Source organism: Corynebacterium sp. NML140438, from assembly GCF_001875725.1.
Taxonomy (GTDB): Bacteria; Actinomycetota; Actinomycetes; order Mycobacteriales; family Mycobacteriaceae; genus Corynebacterium.
This window is the reverse complement of record NZ_MLCQ01000006.1, coordinates 13941-31406: the sequence shown is the minus strand read 5'-3', so window position 1 is coordinate 31406 and position 17466 is coordinate 13941. Positions and strand designations below refer to the sequence as shown.

11 protein-coding genes, 1 tRNA gene and 2 pseudogenes are annotated in these 17466 nt (G+C 50.8%); 3 read left to right on the top strand and 11 right to left on the bottom strand.

Annotated elements, in window-relative coordinates; translation table 11 throughout:
• The first annotated feature begins 50 nt into the window (after positions 1-50).
• Entirely contained in the window at positions 51-2333 is a 2283-nt protein-coding gene (locus BJP08_RS01165) for a DEAD/DEAH box helicase (RefSeq protein WP_071567879.1), read from the top strand.
• Between the two features lie 164 nt (positions 2334-2497).
• Here BJP08_RS01165 and BJP08_RS01160 read toward each other — a convergent pair whose 3' ends face one another.
• The gene (locus BJP08_RS01160; protein ID WP_071567878.1) at positions 2498-3313 is read right to left on the bottom strand and encodes a TIGR02391 family protein; all 816 of its coding nucleotides are present in this window, start codon (positions 3311-3313) and stop codon (positions 2498-2500) included.
• A 590-nt stretch (positions 3314-3903) separates the two neighbouring features.
• Positions 3904-3977, bottom strand: a tRNA-Ile gene (locus BJP08_RS01155).
• Between the two features lie 156 nt (positions 3978-4133).
• On the opposite strand from BJP08_RS01155, the gene wecC reads away from it, so the two are divergent.
• Positions 4134-5390, top strand: coding sequence for a UDP-N-acetyl-D-mannosamine dehydrogenase (gene wecC, locus BJP08_RS01150; RefSeq protein WP_071567877.1), 1257 nt, complete (start codon positions 4134-4136; stop codon positions 5388-5390).
• Positions 5391-5690: 300 nt separating this feature from the next.
• On the opposite strand, the pseudogene BJP08_RS11305 reads toward wecC, so the two are convergent.
• A pseudogene (locus tag BJP08_RS11305) lies at positions 5691-5976 on the bottom strand (transposase); the annotation flags it as partial.
• A 36-nt stretch (positions 5977-6012) separates the two neighbouring features.
• On the opposite strand from BJP08_RS11305, the pseudogene BJP08_RS11300 reads away from it, so the two are divergent.
• A pseudogene (locus BJP08_RS11300) lies at positions 6013-6571 on the top strand (IS3 family transposase); the annotation flags it as partial.
• Between the two features lie 230 nt (positions 6572-6801).
• On the opposite strand, the gene BJP08_RS01135 reads toward BJP08_RS11300, so the two are convergent.
• The 8 genes from BJP08_RS01135 to BJP08_RS01100 all read right to left on the bottom strand — a co-directional run bounded on the left by BJP08_RS01135 (position 6802) and on the right by BJP08_RS01100 (position 17404).
• Complete coding sequence (locus BJP08_RS01135; RefSeq protein ID WP_071567876.1) at positions 6802-7998, bottom strand: glycosyltransferase; 1197 nt, start codon at positions 7996-7998, stop codon at positions 6802-6804.
• A gap of 681 nt (positions 7999-8679) precedes the next feature.
• On the bottom strand, positions 8680-10629 hold the full coding sequence (locus BJP08_RS01130; protein WP_071567875.1) for a glycosyltransferase: 1950 nt from the start codon (positions 10627-10629) through the stop codon (positions 8680-8682).
• Positions 10630-10640: 11 nt separating this feature from the next.
• The gene (locus tag BJP08_RS01125) at positions 10641-13001 is read right to left on the bottom strand and encodes a glycosyltransferase (protein WP_071567874.1); all 2361 of its coding nucleotides are present in this window, start codon (positions 12999-13001) and stop codon (positions 10641-10643) included.
• Positions 13002-13090: 89 nt separating this feature from the next.
• The gene (locus BJP08_RS01120) at positions 13091-13978 is read right to left on the bottom strand and encodes an ABC transporter ATP-binding protein (protein WP_083428330.1); all 888 of its coding nucleotides are present in this window, start codon (positions 13976-13978) and stop codon (positions 13091-13093) included.
• Positions 13962-14849: an ABC transporter permease gene (locus tag BJP08_RS01115; RefSeq protein ID WP_071567870.1), complete on the bottom strand. Its 888-nt coding sequence runs from the start codon at positions 14847-14849 to the stop codon at positions 13962-13964. The genes BJP08_RS01120 and BJP08_RS01115 overlap by 17 nt, the downstream gene beginning before the upstream one ends.
• Positions 14839-16179 carry a glycosyltransferase family 4 protein gene (locus tag BJP08_RS11295; RefSeq protein WP_143109969.1) on the bottom strand — a complete coding sequence of 447 codons (1341 nt, stop codon included), beginning with the start codon at positions 16177-16179 and terminating at the stop codon, positions 14839-14841. The genes BJP08_RS01115 and BJP08_RS11295 overlap by 11 nt, the downstream gene beginning before the upstream one ends.
• A gap of 41 nt (positions 16180-16220) precedes the next feature.
• Positions 16221-16928, bottom strand: a complete 708-nt coding sequence (locus tag BJP08_RS01105) for a glycosyltransferase (RefSeq protein WP_071567866.1) — start codon at positions 16926-16928, stop codon at positions 16221-16223.
• Positions 16925-17404 carry a hypothetical protein gene (locus tag BJP08_RS01100; protein WP_143109968.1) on the bottom strand — a complete coding sequence of 160 codons (480 nt, stop codon included), beginning with the start codon at positions 17402-17404 and terminating at the stop codon, positions 16925-16927. The genes BJP08_RS01105 and BJP08_RS01100 overlap by 4 nt, the downstream gene beginning before the upstream one ends.
• Positions 17405-17466 lie beyond the last annotated feature (62 nt).

Sequence of the window (17466 nt, the reverse complement as noted above, 5' to 3'; positions counted from 1 at the left end):
GGCCCAGTTACACTGTCTCCATCGATCCCCCCGAATAACCGGAGCCAACCATGCCAAACGCAGACGACCTCGAGGCCCGCGTGCAACTGCTGGAGCGCGCGCTCGCGAAGTTCCTTGGCACCGATGATTTCGAGCCATTCCTCACCGAGCCCCAAAAGACACCGCCCACTACGCCAGCCCAAGCATCACAAACACCAGCACCCGAAGACCTCACCACAGTCACCAACGCCTCCTCCCCCGACGCAAAGCTGCGCCTGTTCGCCGACTACTTCCGTGGCCGCGAGGACGTGTACGCCGTCGCATGGCATAACGGCGAGAAGAAAGGCTGGTCACCAGCATCTTACGGCCGTTACGACCGCAACAATCCAAACCTGAAGCCACTCACTCCGCAGGTCCTCGAGCAGCACCTCCGTCGAGACAACACCCTCCACGTCGGTCTCTACCCACTATGCAAGGGCGACACCTGCTTCCTCCTCGCCTGTGATTTCGATGACGCCGACTTCCGCACCGCCGCCCGCCTGTATGCCGGCACCTGTCGCAAGTACGGCCTCGACCCCCTCATCGAAATCTCCCGTTCCGGCACCGGTGCTCACGTGTGGCTCTTCTTCGACGAGCCCGTCCCGGCTGCTCTCGCACGCGCCGTAGGTACTGGCTTGCTCGCTAAGGCCAGCCCGAAACAGTTCTTCACCAGCTTCGATCGCTTCTTCCCTTCCCAGGACACGCTGCCCGGCAATCGCCACGGCTTCGGCAACCTCATTGCGCTCCCACTCGCGGGCCAACATCGCGCCCAGCAGCGCACCATCTTTGTCGACGCCTCCTTCGAGCCCACCGACGATCAATTCGCCACCCTCGCCTCGATTGCCAAAGTGTCTAAGTCCCAGCTCAAGAAAATCGCGGCTCGCCTGCAACCAGACCCAGAGACCCAACTTCCCCAACCGCCGACCAAGGCCGAACTCAAAGCGCTCAAACAAAGCGGCAAGGTACTCATCACGCACGATTCCCGAGTACACATCTCGCTCAAAGGCGTCGACGGCACCACAGCCACCGCACTTCGCCACCTCGGCGCTATCCCCAACCCACAGTTCTACATCCGCCAGGCCCAACGCCTTTCAACCTTCCAAACGCCCCGCCTCATTATCCGTTTCGACGAGCATGACAACACTCTCACCCTGGATCGCGGCACACTCGACGACGCCATCACCATCCTCAAAACCGCCGGTTACACCGTGACCCGGCGCGGCAAAACGCCCAAACCTCGCACCTTGCAAGCCGAGTTCACCGGCGAACTGCGCCCCAAGCAGCGCAAAGCCGTCGCAGCCATGCGTAAACACCCCACGGGTGTACTCGTTGCCCCTCCTGGCGCTGGCAAGACCGTGATGGCCTGCGCGCTGATCGCGCACCGCCAAGTGCCGACCGTCATCATCGTCCCCAATGTGGAGCTCGCCACGCAGTGGCGCGAAGCGCTCACCAAGTTTCTCGACGGCCCCACCATCGGCCAATACGGCGGCAACTCCAAGAAACTCAGCGGAGACATCGACATTGTCACCGCCCAGTCCATCAGCCGAGCCGACTCACGCACCGACTTCCTTAATGACTACGGCTACATCATCATCGACGAATGCCACCGCGTCGGCGCCGCTGGCCTCACCCGCGTCCTCGCAGACCTCAACGTCCGCTTCTTCAACGGCCTTACCGCCACTCCGTACCGATCCGACGGCCTCGATGCCCTCCTACCTCTGATCTGTGGGCCTATCCGGCACACGATGGAACTCGAGCATGCGGGTCCCAAGCATTACGTTGTGGAGACCACGGAGTTCACCTGCGACGAGCCCCACCTCTACTGGCCAGACCTCGACAATGCCCTCGCCGCCGATAGCGCCCGCAACACACTTATCGCCGAGACCATCGCCCGCGCCACCTCCGACGGAAGCAGTGTCCTTGTGCTGGTCAAGCGTCGCGAGCACATCATCGCCCTCAAAACGCTACTCACGCGCGATCACCACGACCTCCGCGTGCCAATCTTTACGCTCCACGGCGCACAGTCGTCCAAGGACCGCAAAGCCACCCGAAAGGCCCTCGACAGCACGCCCCAGTTCATCCTCATCGCCATGTCACAGATCGCAGGCGAGGGCGTGGACCTGCCAGCTCTCGACGCCCTCGTCCTCGCAGCTCCCGCCGCGTTCAAAGGCAACGTCATCCAGCAGATCGGCCGCATCACTCGCGGTACAGAAAGCGCCGCCACGGTTTTCGACTTCCATGACCACCAAGTCCCTGCGCTCACCGCTGCGTTCCGCAAACGTAGCGCGGTCATTCGCAAACACGGGTTTGTGTAATCCGGCGGTCCGGCTACTCAGTACCTTCTCAAGTTACAGAATTCTTCGCCCATACCCCTATGTGGTCCGACTACCACCGCATAGCCAACCAAACCTTCCGCAGCTAACACGGCGGTTGAGTCTATTGGAGATTACTTCACTTGCTGAATCAGTGCTTTAACTAATCACTCAGCCACCGCTCGCCGGGAGAGCGCGTTCTCCACCTGGTCGCTGGCTAGTGTCGGATATTTTTGTTTACAGTACCGGAGGAATTCCTCGAACCCCACAGACTGATCGTTATTCGGATTTGATTCTGCCGCAGTGATGATGACGTCTATGTCCTCATCGCTCAGCTGTCCGGCTACAAACTCCAACTTCATGAACTCGATGTTGCTTCTATCATATGAGTGCTGCAGTTCTAGGTCGGCGAGTACGGCCTCTTTCAACCTTTGCAATTGCGATGGCACCAGGGCATCAGCCTGAAAGCCTTCACTTAGCTTGGACATCCACCCACCACTGGCTAAATCGGAGTAGAACCAACGTCGGGCCCGGTAGGCTCCATGAACAGCTTTAAGCTCCGTATTAAATAGGTCAAACCATTCTTCTGGAAGCCCAGGGCCAATGCAGTGTAGAGCGAGGTTAGCCGTTGCGACATAAGAGAGCGCGAGATTCCGGTCGAAACGCTCATCCGCAACCTGGTGGACCAACTCATTCCTGAAATATTGGATCGCGAGGTGGAGGTACCCAACAGCCCTGCGGTAGTCTATCTCACGCTGGTTGTTCGGGCTACAGCCATAAATTTTTCCCCAATACTGTTCGTTAAGCGTATTTTCTCCGAAAACTCGGCTAGCACTCTCATTACCTGTTAATTCTTCAAGTCTGAGGCGAACCAATTTGAACGCTTCAGTTACGGCCTGGTAATAATCATTCCGTTCAAAATACTGTGCCACGTGAGAGCGGAGTTCCGGGAGCAAAAAATCGAGATCAGAGCTTGAATTCATCACAATCCTTTGAGCTGTTTCTTTCTATTATGCCCGATGACAATTTCCCTGCCAACCCGTTGAAGTACGTCTTTTACTGGGGCAGGTCCACCCCGTCAAGCTCGAGCGTTCAACAAGATTGGGAACAATATCCGTACTCAAATCAACCGACAATTCCGGGAGATGGCACAGGACTAACCAGACACGGGGCTATTATCGGCCATTCCTGGCCAGCTCGATACCTCCACCGGACATAATAGACAGCTATGAGAAGATCGAACGTGGGCTCGGTAAACGAATTCTTGACGACGCCCACCAAGACACTATCGCTGACCGGCAGAATACACAGAAAGCCTTCGACTACAGAATCTGGGAGGCAAAAGCAGGCTTTATCGTCGCCACAATCATTACTGTACTCGGCATTGTCGGCACATTCTTGAGTCTGCTCTTCCTAGACCCTCCTGAGTCCATTGCCGGGTCAATATTTCTTGGAATAGCAACCCTCACTCCACTCGCAAATACATTCGTTAATCGAGGCCAACAGAGACAACACGAAAGTGCGGCATCCTTGCCAAAAGAGGACGAAAGGTAGCCTAACGCTAAATACTTTGTGGGGCCAGCGGGGCTCGAACCCGCGACCAGCGGATTATGAGTCCGCGGCTCTAACCGACTGAGCTATAGCCCCAGTTGCTCCAACCACTTGGAACTCGGTGCAGTATAACCGACCAAACTACGGGGACCCAATCACGCTGATTTGGACTGCTTTAGTACAATTCAGACAATATGCCGCAGGACTCAAAGTCTCGGCTGCACCTAAACTACTACCTATCAGAAAGTGGCAATGAAAATGGACGCAGATGTCGCATTTGTCGGCCTTGGATACATTGGACTACCAACCGCCGTGGTGATGGCGGAATCCGGTTTGAAGGTACTGGGCGTTGATGTGGTACAGGAAAAGGTAGACGCAGTCAACGCAGGCCATGTCACTATCGTCGAGCCGGGACTGGAGGAAGAGCTGAAGAACGCCCTTGAGTCCGGCAACTTCAAGGCGACCACTCAAATGCCTCACGCGAAGAACTACGTCATTGCGGTTCCAACCCCTTTTAACGACGACCACAGCGTTGACATGCGCTTCATCTATTCAGCCGCTGAAGCTATCGCACCAAAGCTCGAGGGTGACGAGCTGGTTATCCTCGAGTCCACTTCCCCACCAACCACAACCGAGAAGATGGCCGCTCGGATTCTAGAACTCCGCTCTGACCTTCGCGCAGATGGCGATGACTCGGACTCCTCCAAGCCCGTTGTCTTCTTCGCCCACTGCCCAGAGCGCATCTTGCCCGGCAAAGCCATGGAAGAGCTACGCACGAACGACCGAATTATTGGTGGTATGTCTCCTGCAGCAGCGGAACGCGCCGAGGCAGTATATGCAAGCTTCTGCAAGGGAGAACTGCTCAAGACCAACGACCGCACAGCAGAACTTGCAAAGCTGACAGAGAACTCCTTCCGCGACGTCAACATTGCATTCGCAAACGAACTCTCGATGATCTGCGACGATTTCGGCATCGACGTGTGGGAGCTCATCGAACTGGCGAACCATCATCCACGCGTGAACATATTGCAGCCAGGCCCAGGCGTAGGCGGACACTGTATTGCGGTTGACCCCTGGTTTATCGTCGCAGCCTCACCAAACCTGTCCAACCTGATCCGAACTGCACGCGAGGTGAACGATTCTAAGCCGGAATGGGTGCTGGACAAGATCAATTCCGCAATCAATGCGAACCCAACCGCGACTGTTGCTCTTCTGGGGCTTTCGTTCAAACCGAATATCGACGATCTGCGCGAGTCCCCTGCACTCGCCATCGTGGAGAAAACAGTATCGAAGTTCCCTGACAACAAGTTCCTCGTTGTCGAACCTAACGTGAAGGAACTGCCTGGTTCCCTAGCTTCGAGCTCAAATGCTACATATAGCGAACTAGACAACGCACTACGAATGGCAAACATCGTAGTCCTCCTAGTCGATCACGATGAGTTCAAGACTGTGTCGACTATCAATCTAGACGGTAAAACAGTAATTGACACGAAAGGGCTTTGGCCTTAAATTCCTCCAACCGTACCTCGCTCTACTGAAAGCTCATCTTTTACCACGTGATGAGCCCCTAGCAGAAACACCCAACGTGCGGGTGTTTCTGCCCTAACCTGAACATACTGACTTGAAACAGACACGTCTAAGCACAGAACCAATACAGATAGGCGTTGTCGACCAGTCGGAGCAATTCTTGGTGCAGGTATTTAACTCCTTGCGGGTACGAATCTCGTTGCGAGTAGCGATACAGCGATACGCTACGCTTAGACCCATTATTTGACCACCCCATGGTGTCTACTTTTCTGGGGTTGGGCCCAACGTCGCGTTACACGACTCCGCCAATGAATTACCGACACTCCGTGCTAACCGCGCACATCGACTGAGTGACCTGCAGGCGCCGGCACCTAGCCTGAAAAACTGCGACGAGGTATATACGCTGCCGTAATCTGAGTGAAAAATCACCCCAGCAAGACTCCCACGGCTACGACAGCCATGCTCAAGTGCTTCTTCTACCAGATCAGTGCGCATGTGTGTGATCGGCAATCGCGAAGCCTACAAGTCGTCTGGAGTAACAGTCGATCACCGTTTCTAAATAGATATTCGCTCACCCGGTCACAACGCTGCACTCGAGACGCAGGATTGTTGCCCGGACCTGGTGCGGCGAAACTTCCGTGCGCATGCACCGGGCAGGCTTTGGGTTGCCGATATTACCTATGTCCGCACGCTGTCGGGATTCGCCTACACCGCGTTTGTGGTGGATGTCTTCAGCCGGAAAATTGTTGGTGTTGCCACGCGCTCGACGATGCGTACTGATGCGTTGCCGATGGAGGCGTTAGAGTACGCGTTAACCACTGTTGGAAGAATCCGTGGCAACCAGTTGATTCACCATAGTGATCGGGACAGTCAGCACATGTCGTTGAAGTATGCTACGGCTTTAGCTGAATCTGGAGTTCGCTCGAGTGGGAACAGTCGGTGACTCCTATGACAACGCATTGGCGGAGACGGTCAATGGACTCTACAAAGCTGAGCTCATTCATGCTCAAGGTCCGTGGACGTCGGTGGGAGAAGTTGAGTTAGCTACCTTGTGGTGGGTGCATTGGTGGAACACCAAGCGCCTTCATGAAGCATTGGACTACGCCACCCCGCAGGAAGTAGAAACCGAGTATTATCTCACTCAGCCCGTCAGTACAGGATAGTAAAAGAAGCGGAACTAAACCCAGGACGCTTCAATCTTATCGGGCGGACTGTCGATGTAAGTATCACTGGCAATGAGCTGGCTGTCTTTGATGCCGGGCAGCGTGCTGCAACCCATCGGCTTGCTCAAGCCCGTGGGATCTATGTCACTGAAGTTAGCTAGTTGGAAGCAACAGCTCCCCCACCGCAGCTGAGGAATGATTTCGATCAAGTTGACATTGCCACATCACCACTAGTATTCGCACACAGCTAGTGATAGCAAAGAAAATGCACGCGAAGTCACCCCGAATGGCTGGATACCAATGGATACTACTTTGTACCCATCAGGCACAGATACTTCGATTTCTTGCACATTCCTACCTGCCTTCGTCGAAAGGTAACGATAGTAACCGATATGCTCATAAGGCGAAATTGACAAACCTTCGATTGGAAATTGCGCAGGCACAATATTCCCGTTTGCGTCGGCAATTTGGAACTTCAACAGTGCTGACGTCGGATGCAACTCATCTTCAAATTCCGCTTCAATCACTACAGAAAAGTTAGTAAGACCGATACCTGTCTCAAACCACGCACCATCGCAATCAATGCGAACGTTGGCAGCTAATTCTCTATTCTTCCGGGATCGCAATCGCCCCTCAAGAGTGGGAAAAATAGAGTCCACCTGTGTATAACTAGGAACAGCGGGATACCGTAGGAGTTCCTTCTTCACCGTTTCGTACGGTGAGTCGCCACCATAGACGGTGTCCTGACCAACGTGCCGCGTCCAAAGCCAAGACACCTTTTCGGCGTTTAAGACGACCGAACCATAGCGATCAGACAGGTTATGTGCCACATCGGGAGGCGCGATCATTCTGCCATTTGGATCCTTCCCGTAAACCGACATCAGCCCAATCGCGATTTGCGGTTTGTAGCACTCCCGAAAAAGGCTAAACTCTCCATCCTCGTAAAGCGCAGTGACACCCCTGGCAAGAGAAACGCGCATTCCGGCAAAATCAGGCTGTACAAACCGGGCTACCTGGTCGAAAAAATCGGATGAGAGTAAATCATCATCATCTAGCCTATATAAGCCGAAGCACTCTGAATTCAAACTAAAACCGATCTCGTAAGGATTCATGCTACTCTTGCCATTGACATGTGGCTCCAGGATTATAAAGCCATACTTATCAGCTAATGACTTGAGTACGTCCTTATACTCATCGGGCATCTCTTCGGAATAGCGCACGATATGTCGGAGCTCGTACTTGTCGGCGGCTTTCTCGAGGATGGGAAGGCTGAGTTTCCCAAAAATCTTTAACCGGGGCTCCATCCGTTCCGGCGCGTATAAGTAGTTGAGGTATGCCCGACTCTCCGAGTCAGAAACGCGGGATGATTTCCACGCATCGGAATCCGGGGAAAATAAGCTAAAACGTGTTACTCCTAGAAAATACATACTTAACCTTTAACAGATGCCAACCGAAATCTTTGGACTCCGAACCAAGAAACCAAGAACTTCGAGTACATAACAGATTTTACAGCCAACCTACATACCAAGGGTGGTTAACAGAGCTAACGCTCACCCACCTTACAAACTAGGATAGTCAAAAGCGTTCTGGCATTACACTCCGTTAAACTGGCGAAAATTCACCAGTGAAAGACCATCCCCGCTAAACATTCTATATCCCAGCACCGATACCACTAGCTGCTGGCTGACAGAATGAAGGTGAAACGCCAAGTAGTCACAACGTGAATGCTGCACAACTTAACGCATCCAGCATACGCCAAATCGCATTGTCTGTTCAACGCCATCAATCAAGGCACATCGCGATGACCTGTTCGAAGTTAGCCACAAGTTGGATCCTTCCTGTGATGTCTAGGGACTTTTTGGACACGGAGTCCAGGATGTTTTTGGACACGATGTTTAGTGGCCCTTTGGACGTCCACGGCGGTGGAATAACCGGATGACTATTCCATTGCATAAACGTAGAAATGAAGCGTCCTGGGTTTAGTTCCGCTTCTTTTACTACCCTGCATTCAAGGGCTGGGTGAGATAATACGCGGTTTCAGACTCTTCTCCCATAGGTCATCGCAACAGCGCTTGCGAACTGCACAATCCGTAAAGCTAACCGGTAGCCTACGGTACACTGTAAGGCACAGGAACAGTTTCGCCATATAGCCGAAGAAATCGTTCCATCGCGTATAGCTCCTCTACAAACTTGCGCCCCTCAAGCGCCTGTTCCTCAAAGTACTCAAAGTCCCTACAGTCCAGCACAAAGTCACGCATTTCCAGTATGTCCTCGAAGATATACTTCTTTGGGTACATGAATTCCGCTCCGGACCAAGGACGCAGCAGAGTTATGTTTCCCGCCGCAAAACCTTCTGCCGCAGCTACATGCGATCCCTCTGCATCGCTCATCGAGAGCACAAACCCCTTGTCTGCCAGCTCGGTTTTGGTATCGACCCAACCCCGAAAGCGAACAGCAGAGCTTAGACCATTCATGCGAATAAAGCGTTCGCACTCGGCAAAGTATTCCCGCTCAGTCGGGTTATTATATACCCAACCAAGCTCGTCAGGACGTTTGCCGTATACCGTGAGGTTGTATCGGCTATCAATGCTGTGAAGCGAATTCAATAGTTCGAGCGCACGCCGGTAGCCTTTTCGGATCGGGATACTGCCGACCATTACTAGGTTGAAAACCTTCTCTGGCTCTTCTACCCTTTTGTATTTTTCGGATTCGATATAGTTTGGAACATAGGCCACTTTCTCACGCTCGAACCCGAATACTCTCTGAGTCTCCTCAAACATAGCAGGGGCTATTGTTATGATTCTGTCAACATTCTCCCTGTTAAGAAGGTTTCCGTAGTTTTTCGAAGTTTCAAATCGATGGAGACGAATCGTTAGCGACTGCCTTGGACGCTTATTCTGCGAGTACCACACGGCGTTGCCCAGTAGCCACTCACAGTGAATCGCGTCGGCCCAATCAAGCAACCTCTTACTCTGAGATTCATCATGGGCCTCATGCCCCGCCCATTCATCGACACGCACTTGGTAATACTGTGACAGAACAGGCACGGATGGCAGGATAAACCGGAGGTCTGGACCCGCGATTAACAATCGAATCTTGATACTCTCAAGGAACTTGTCGTAGTCGCCTTCGAGGATGAATTTACAGACCTCAGTAAATCGAGGACCGTAAGTAAATGATTCCACGGTCTTTTTATTACTCAGGAAAAACCTTCGCAGTTCATTAAAACCGGAACGAGAGAATCCGCCCTTATTAAACCGAATCATGTTCTGGATAGCTGCGGACACCGCGACCTGTCCTCTGAGAGCGAAGTAGTCGATGCCCAGTTTCTTTAAAATTTCGTTAGACCTTCTCCAGGCGCGCAAGTGGTTAGACAACTCTCGGTCTTGATACTGTTGCGTGCTCGAAGCATTCCCGGACTTCAACGACACGTGATACACAAAGTCAGGTACATCAGAATACTCGACATGACCAAGACTCAGTGCTCGATAAAGATAAATTGCATCTTCCGCTAAGCGCAAGTCCTCGGGCCACTGAAACTCATGCTCGAGAAGAAAATCACGCCGATAGAGTGAACAGACTGTCGTACTGTGCTCACGGACGATCTTCGCAATTCTCTCATGCGGGTCGTCGATCGCATCCCAACCAGTGATGCGATTCATCACAACGGTTTCACGCCCGTTGTCTCGGATTAATGGTGCGCGAACAAAATCAGCCCCGGTCGACTCTGCAAGTTCAATCTCAGCAGCGATCCCCTCGGGAAGAATCTCATCGTCGGGATCCAGGTGAAAAATATACTTTCCTGTAGCCATTTCTAGGCCAACGTTACGAGGCACCGACGGGGTACCAGTATTACTCTCTAAACGAGCTACTTTAACCCACTCACGACCACTCGCGAACTCCTTTACTTTCCCGAACGTGTCATCTGTCGAGCAATCATCGACGAAGATAACTTCGATCTGCGGAATTCGCTGATACAAACGATCAAGTGATGTGAAGCAGCGCGCGATCTTCCCTGAGACGTTAAAACTTGGGATGATAACCGAAAGCAGTGGCAAGATTAACTCCTCTAAACGTTGTACACAGTGGCTGGGGTGCTGGTAGAAAGATGCCGCAGCAGGTCTTTCAGATTATTAGGTTTAACAAAGCCCGTCGCAAACGAGCTTCGTTTACTAAACGTATATTTTTCAGCTTGGCTAAATTTTTCACTGTCTTCACTGATGACAATTGGCACGTCGACGTATTGAGCATGCAAACGCTGGTCAGCGAACATCTCATATTTGAGCTCTTTATTCTCCAGCGCTTCCCATTGCGTTAATAGAGCAATCTCATTGCCACAGAAGATCTCACTGAGCTCCGTGCTCCCGTCGAGTATAAGTGGCGAGTATACAAGGCGTACGCCGTCTCGGTTAAAGTCGGTTAATGCAGTCGCATACTCGAGATCTGAAACGGCCGAATCTAGAAGAATCACCTTTACGCCAGACCACTCCCCCATATTTCGGAGACGCTTAAAAGCGCTTTCCGCTGATTTGAAAGAAGATACTCGGACAACTAGCGGATAGTCTTCGTCGAAATCAGCATGCGCAATTCCGCTGACTTCAAGAATTCTCTTAAATCGTTTTCTGTATGTGTGCTCTGCCAGGACTAGATGCAGATTCTTTGCACGCGCTTTATCCCGTTTTTCATCGGTCAATCGCAAAAGTCCATCGGGCTCTTTGTCCAGATAAAGAACGTTGTCACCAAAGAAAGAATGCACGCCTTCAGAATAATTTGAAAGAACAAACGTATTGCAGGCCATTAATTCGAAGATCCGACGAGCAAACATGGTTGGGCTTTCAGTGACGGTGTTGATCGTCACCCCCAAGGTAGATTCTTTATACACGTTGCCCATATCTTCCCCCGGGACCGATGGGTTGAGTAATGGCACAAATCGCTTAGGGTAACGGTGACTCTCGTCATCGGATCCATAAAAGCGGTCGTAAATCTTGAGATCGATACCAGAAGCTTCAATAGAATCAAAAATTTCTTCCATTTGCTGGCTTCGTTTTTCATGATTGGAATACCATCCACCAGCAAAAATAGCCGCATTAGTCCTGCGGGACTCTACTATGGGATTAAAGAGCCTGGGTTGAACCGCAAACGGCAAAGCATTCACGCTTGGATGGCCATACTCAGATTTGTAGCGAGCCACACAATTCTCATCTGTAGTGAAAATATGATCAAACTTGAGTGCAGTATCGACAAAGTTGTGCTTTTTGTCGTCGTAGTGAGACGGGTCCTCCTTATTCCAAAATACTGTAGGAATACCCTGCTCTTTACAATAATCAAGTATTTTTAGAAGCTCGCCACGGTTTTCTGAACTAAAGTTTTCTGAGCTGTAAACGCGGCCTTTCCAGGGACGTGTTTTGGAATCTGCGCCACTCCAGGCAGATTCACATAGGAACAAGTCCGGCTGGAAGCGCTCCAGCTCCTTTTTCCACTCTTTGTATGACAGGGCGATCATGTCACACTCAAACTTGAAAGAGTTGTATGAAAACTCATCCAAAATCGCCGCAACTTTGATTTCGCGGGGCTTGCGCCCGCTTAGGCTTTCACGATTCACCCCACGAGTAATGACTTTGAGGCCATTTTGCAGCTCTGGGGCAATGGACCAACTATATAGAGATAGCCTTAGCTTCCTAGCCTGCCTTGGGACAGAAACGGTAACCGTGTTGACCGTTGTCAGACCATCGACCTTGAGGTATTGGAAGCAACCGTAGGCATCAGAATGACTCGGAAGGCAGCTATAATCTAGCTTCTGCCCCTTATCGTTGAAAACGGTTGCCGTTATAATTGCCGCCTTTGGACTGGATTCGAAGTCGCGGGAATACAGGGTGACAAAGCATTCAACTGTATCTTTATATTCCAACGGTACATCGATGGTTAATGGAGATTTACTGAGCTTAACTGTCTCAAATGGCGCAAAATACGAGTCGATGGCGATGTCGAGGTCTACCTTCGATTCCCTAACCGACCGTGAAGGCGTTTGCCGTAAAATTTCAAAAGTGTTACCTACTCGTGGGGCACCCTTCTCAGCTTGTTTTTCGGACACCTCTAGCACTTGCGGAATGTTGTTTTTCGTTTCATGAACGCGTTCGATCCGAGCAACTAACTGATCCGAATGCTGAGCCAAAGCCCCCACGATCTCTTCACCGTTCACCTGCTTACGCCTGAGGTCACTAATTGCCCTGTTAACTCGCTGGTTTTGACGTTCCCAACGAATCATTGTGATCAAAACGAAAGCGCAGAGGACTGCACACGCTACTACTACAAGCCCATACAACAACCAGGCCTGACCTGTAACTAAGAATCCAAGTAGCGCTATCGAAATTAGCACCGCGGTGATGACCACCAATACGCCCGTGGCTACAAACAATTTCGGCTTACGCATGACTCCCCTATTCAGGTTAACTAATTTTTTAATTTTCAAAGGTCGGTGTACAGCTTCAAAATGCTTTGTTTACTAAGATTTTCTGTGCACTAGCCACCAGCGCCTTCAATAATAATAGTGGGTTTATGATAGCTGGCAGTCAATTCCCGGAGATACTCCATGGCTGGGCCCTTGTCGTCCTTCCCCATCCTGCGGGCCCACTCATGGTATTGAGGTGCCACCAAATCTGTAGGTCCGTCTGCGACTACTTTTCCTTGATGAATCCACACACACCGCTGACAAAGCTGTTCAACAGTTGAAATCGCGTGTGATACTAGAAACAAATTGCCTGCATTAGAGATGACTCCTTCAATTCGTTCCTGAGCCTTAGCAGCAAAGGCTGCATCACCTGTGGACAATGCTTCATCGATTAATAAAATTTCCGGCTTGATGGCTGTTGATATCGCGAAACTCAGTCTCGCACTCATTCCAGAAGAATAAGTCATCATTGGCCGACTTATGGCACTACCGAGCTCGGTCCAATTAGCTATTTTTTCTACCTGGTCTCGTGCTTGCTCTGGTTGCATACCGAGTGCAAGACATCCGAGGCGAATGTTTTGTTCACCTGTTAAGTCTCCCTGTAGCGCAGGAGACACACCCAGCAGTGTTGGTTTTGAACTCACTCGAATCAAACCTGAGGTAGGTGCTTCTCCACCGGATATGAGACGCAAAAGAGTAGACTTACCAGAACCGTTTAATCCGATGACTCCAATTGACTCACCGGATCTCGCCACCAAAGAAACTCCTTGAAGAGCATCTACGCGAGTTCTCGCACCCCAATTAAGGCCCCTGCGAAAATCTTCAGATTGCCCCCGGCCGATAAGGTAGCTCTTGAAAACGTTATCAACAACAACTGTAGGCGACGCAACATCCATCTGTTGTTCCGTCTGTCCGTTTTGTACTATTGGTCTATTGGCTTCTTTATGTGAGTCGGACATATTTTTCCTCCGCCTGCCAAAAATATACTAGCCCAACAATAAAAGCGCCAAAGGTCCATCCAAGCAGCGTCAGCCAATCGCTTCCAGAAGGGCTGACGCCGTAGAGTACGCTTCCGCGAATAGCCTCCAAGAATTGGTAGCCCGGATTAATGCTCATGACACGATGTAGTAACTGGTGGTCCACAAACCGATCAATTGAAAACATTACGCCCGAAAGAAAGAACCACGCCTGCCCAACAAAGTTAAATAGGACACGTGTATCTGGAATCTCAGCGGTAAGTCTCGCCGTGAAAAGCATTACCCCGCAGCCAAAAATGTGAATCATTAAGTAAAGGGGAAAAACTAACAAAATCTGAGGGTGTAACGGCTCGTTAAGCTGAAACAACAACGAAACCACAATCGCTATGATAGCGGGCAGAGCGTTATCGATAAGATGTCTCACACTGTTCGAGAACACCAGTGTCGCTCGCGGGAACTGGAAAGTTTGTATCATTCCCCGGGAAGTTCGGATGAGCAGAGTTCCCTGCGTCATCATTGCAACCGGAATCTTCATGAAGATGACTCCCATAATCAGGAATCCCACAAAGTTATCTATCCCGCGCGAAGTCTTAAGGATAAAACCAAACAGAAGACCATAAAAAGCAACATCCATTATTGGTTGAAGTATCAACCACAGTCTCCAGAGGCGATAGTCTTTCGTAGTTCGCAGTGCCTTGAATCGAGCGTCAGTAACAATGAAGTGCCGCCGGTCCCATATCTCTCGGCAGTATTGAAAAAAGGAAGGCCTCGCCTGTAGAGGGTGCAACCCCTCCGCTGAGATCTTTATGACTGGGGGCTCATTGTTCGCCATTTGCACTTGTTCATCTTCCATGATCTTGAGTCTTCTCCTCTGGAATCGAACTCATCATACGCAAGAGCTCGCGCTCAGCTCCAACTTGGTCACCCAAGATGGATTTGTACTGAGTATCGGCTCGATCGAGCGGTGATCCCGGCTCCACAATTGCCCAAACAGGCACCCCGGCACCACTGTAATCGGAAAGTTTTGAAGGTAAATAGGGGTTCTGCGAAAACTCAGAGTTCTTCGTATCAGCATCCGCGACAAGTAAAACGTCACATTGCCTTGCGGCGTTCAGGAATTCTAGATAAGGCAACGCTTCGTACACTTGTACGTATATCCCGACGCCAGTTGTTGCTAAGTTATTGCGCACCTCTTCAGCGTTTTTCGTAAACAAGTGAAGGGTTACATCCTGAGTACGAACCCGCTCAGAACTGGCGACCGTAATTAAATCATCCAGGCCTCGATTTGCATAAAAGCTGCCGAAATATCCAATGTTAAGTGTGTCTTTGCGTATCTGCATCGCAACCGGCATCGCATCGTATGCAGCTGGCGGTGGCACAGGTTGAGGGGCAATAATTGACTTATCACGAACTAATTGTTGCAATGCCTCAGGGTAAGTCTTTAGTACCTCGTTGAGCTGGTTCTCGTTACTAAAGCTTAACTTATCAGCCAATAAAAATGTCGCGAGCTCGGTAAAGGCAAAATGCGAATCCAGACGGACTTCTTCCCATCTCGCTTTCTTAATCGCTCGGCGGAGCTTAGCAGTTACCCCATCCCTCGTTATCTCACCTACGCGACGGTTGCCAGATGAGTCAAAACACAACGGATCAGAAAATTCTGCTTCCCAGTAGACATGCGGATGTTTTAGCTTGTACAAGCAACCAGCAACATGAGATCCACTCCATAACGCACGTGAATACAAGGATTTGTAAGAACCCTTGGCACTGCGGACGGCTTTCAACGCAAACTTAGCTATATGGTCCCAGGATGCAAAGGACGGGTATTCATCAACCTCAACATGTCTCACAACCCACGGTTCCACGAGGGCCGAACTTGTTGGATCCAGTTCTCTGACAGGAGTCATATCCGCGCTAATTACATCGACAAAGTCTTTTCTTTCTGCAATCCGTTTAGCCACGACGTTAGCTGCAGGATCTGCGTATGGAGGGAAACAAAAGGAGAAAACCAGGCTTCTGGATTGATGTTTGTTAACTTCTGCCCAAGGAAGTTCACACAACCCTCTTCCTAAAGCGGCCCCAGCAGCTAGCTCGTAATCATTCGGATAGTTCTTCAGATGGCTTACAGTAAAACCGAACTGTGCCTTAACGAGGGATTCGACTGCATCCTTCTGCAAACCGGTCACTTTCAAGCTCCGCAAGGACGCTATAACGTCGAGCCGTTGTGCTACCGAGAAGTCAAAACTTTGCGCTTCCGCGAGACGGATCCTGATCTCAGACGTCGTATATATGCGGTGTCATCTAGCAGTTGGGGAACAGCAATATGGAGCTCTGGGTGTTGGATCAATTGTGCAAAGAATGCAACGTCCTCACCCGACTGCAATGACTGATCATAACGATAGTCCTGTAAGTACTTCGCGGGAACAAACTTACAAGCATTAAAACCCAAAGCCCAGGGAACGGTTGATAGAGGGACCTTTTTGCCCCTCAACGCAGCGATACGTAGGTACAACGATCCCGGGATCGACTCACCCAGATCCGCCCCGACAGATTGACTTTGATCGCGGATCGGCAAAAGCCCGATCGTTGTAGCATCCGCAACATCCAAACCAGCTTGAAGAAACTCAACCTGCAGATCGTCATCATCGTCTACAAATGTGATGTAAGAATGACGCGCTGTGGCAAGTCCAACGTTTCGTGCAATACTTGCTCCAGCATTCGGAACATGAAATACTCTTGAGCTTATTTCAGTTGTCCGCTGCCATTCATGTAGCAGCTGCAAAGAGCCGTCATCCTCACCATTGTGTACGAAGATAACCTCCCACAATGAGGTATCGAGTGTCTGTGACTGTAAACTTTCTATTAAGCTCGGAAGTCTTTCGACACCGCTGTGTGTTGGGATGATCACGCTCACCCCAGTGCGCAACGTACTCATCGGATCCTTCGAAGTGCTTTATATGCCAATCGAACTGTCCATGCGGGAAGGACTCGTTTTAGTGGCTTCGCACGTTTAATCATATTGGTCAGTATCAATTCGCGAAGAGCCCATCCGTCGCCCAAAGTGTTTTCGGGAATTGTTCGGTGCACAGGCCTGTTTTCGATTTCGGTGTCTTCGTTGATCTGGGCAAGCAAAGCTCTTATGTCTCCACTTCCCCGGTCCCCCTCTTTACTTCGCGATAGGATTAGTTGTAGATATTGCTCATCCTTGTGCATTCCGGTTACTGCCCATTCATCGGATACCTCGAAGACATCAGAAAGCAAGTAGAAACGTTTCTTTTCCGTCCAGACCTCGAAGCACTCAATTGACAGTGCAACAAGTTGATCCGCGAGGCTTTTCATATATGCGGAGTTTTGATTGATGACAACAATCCGAGCGAAACTAGCAAAACCTGCAAAGTTATCATCCTCCAAGGATTCTGTGATAGTAGTCCCGTGACCCAACATAGACAGGTCGAGTGCATCTTCTAAGGACT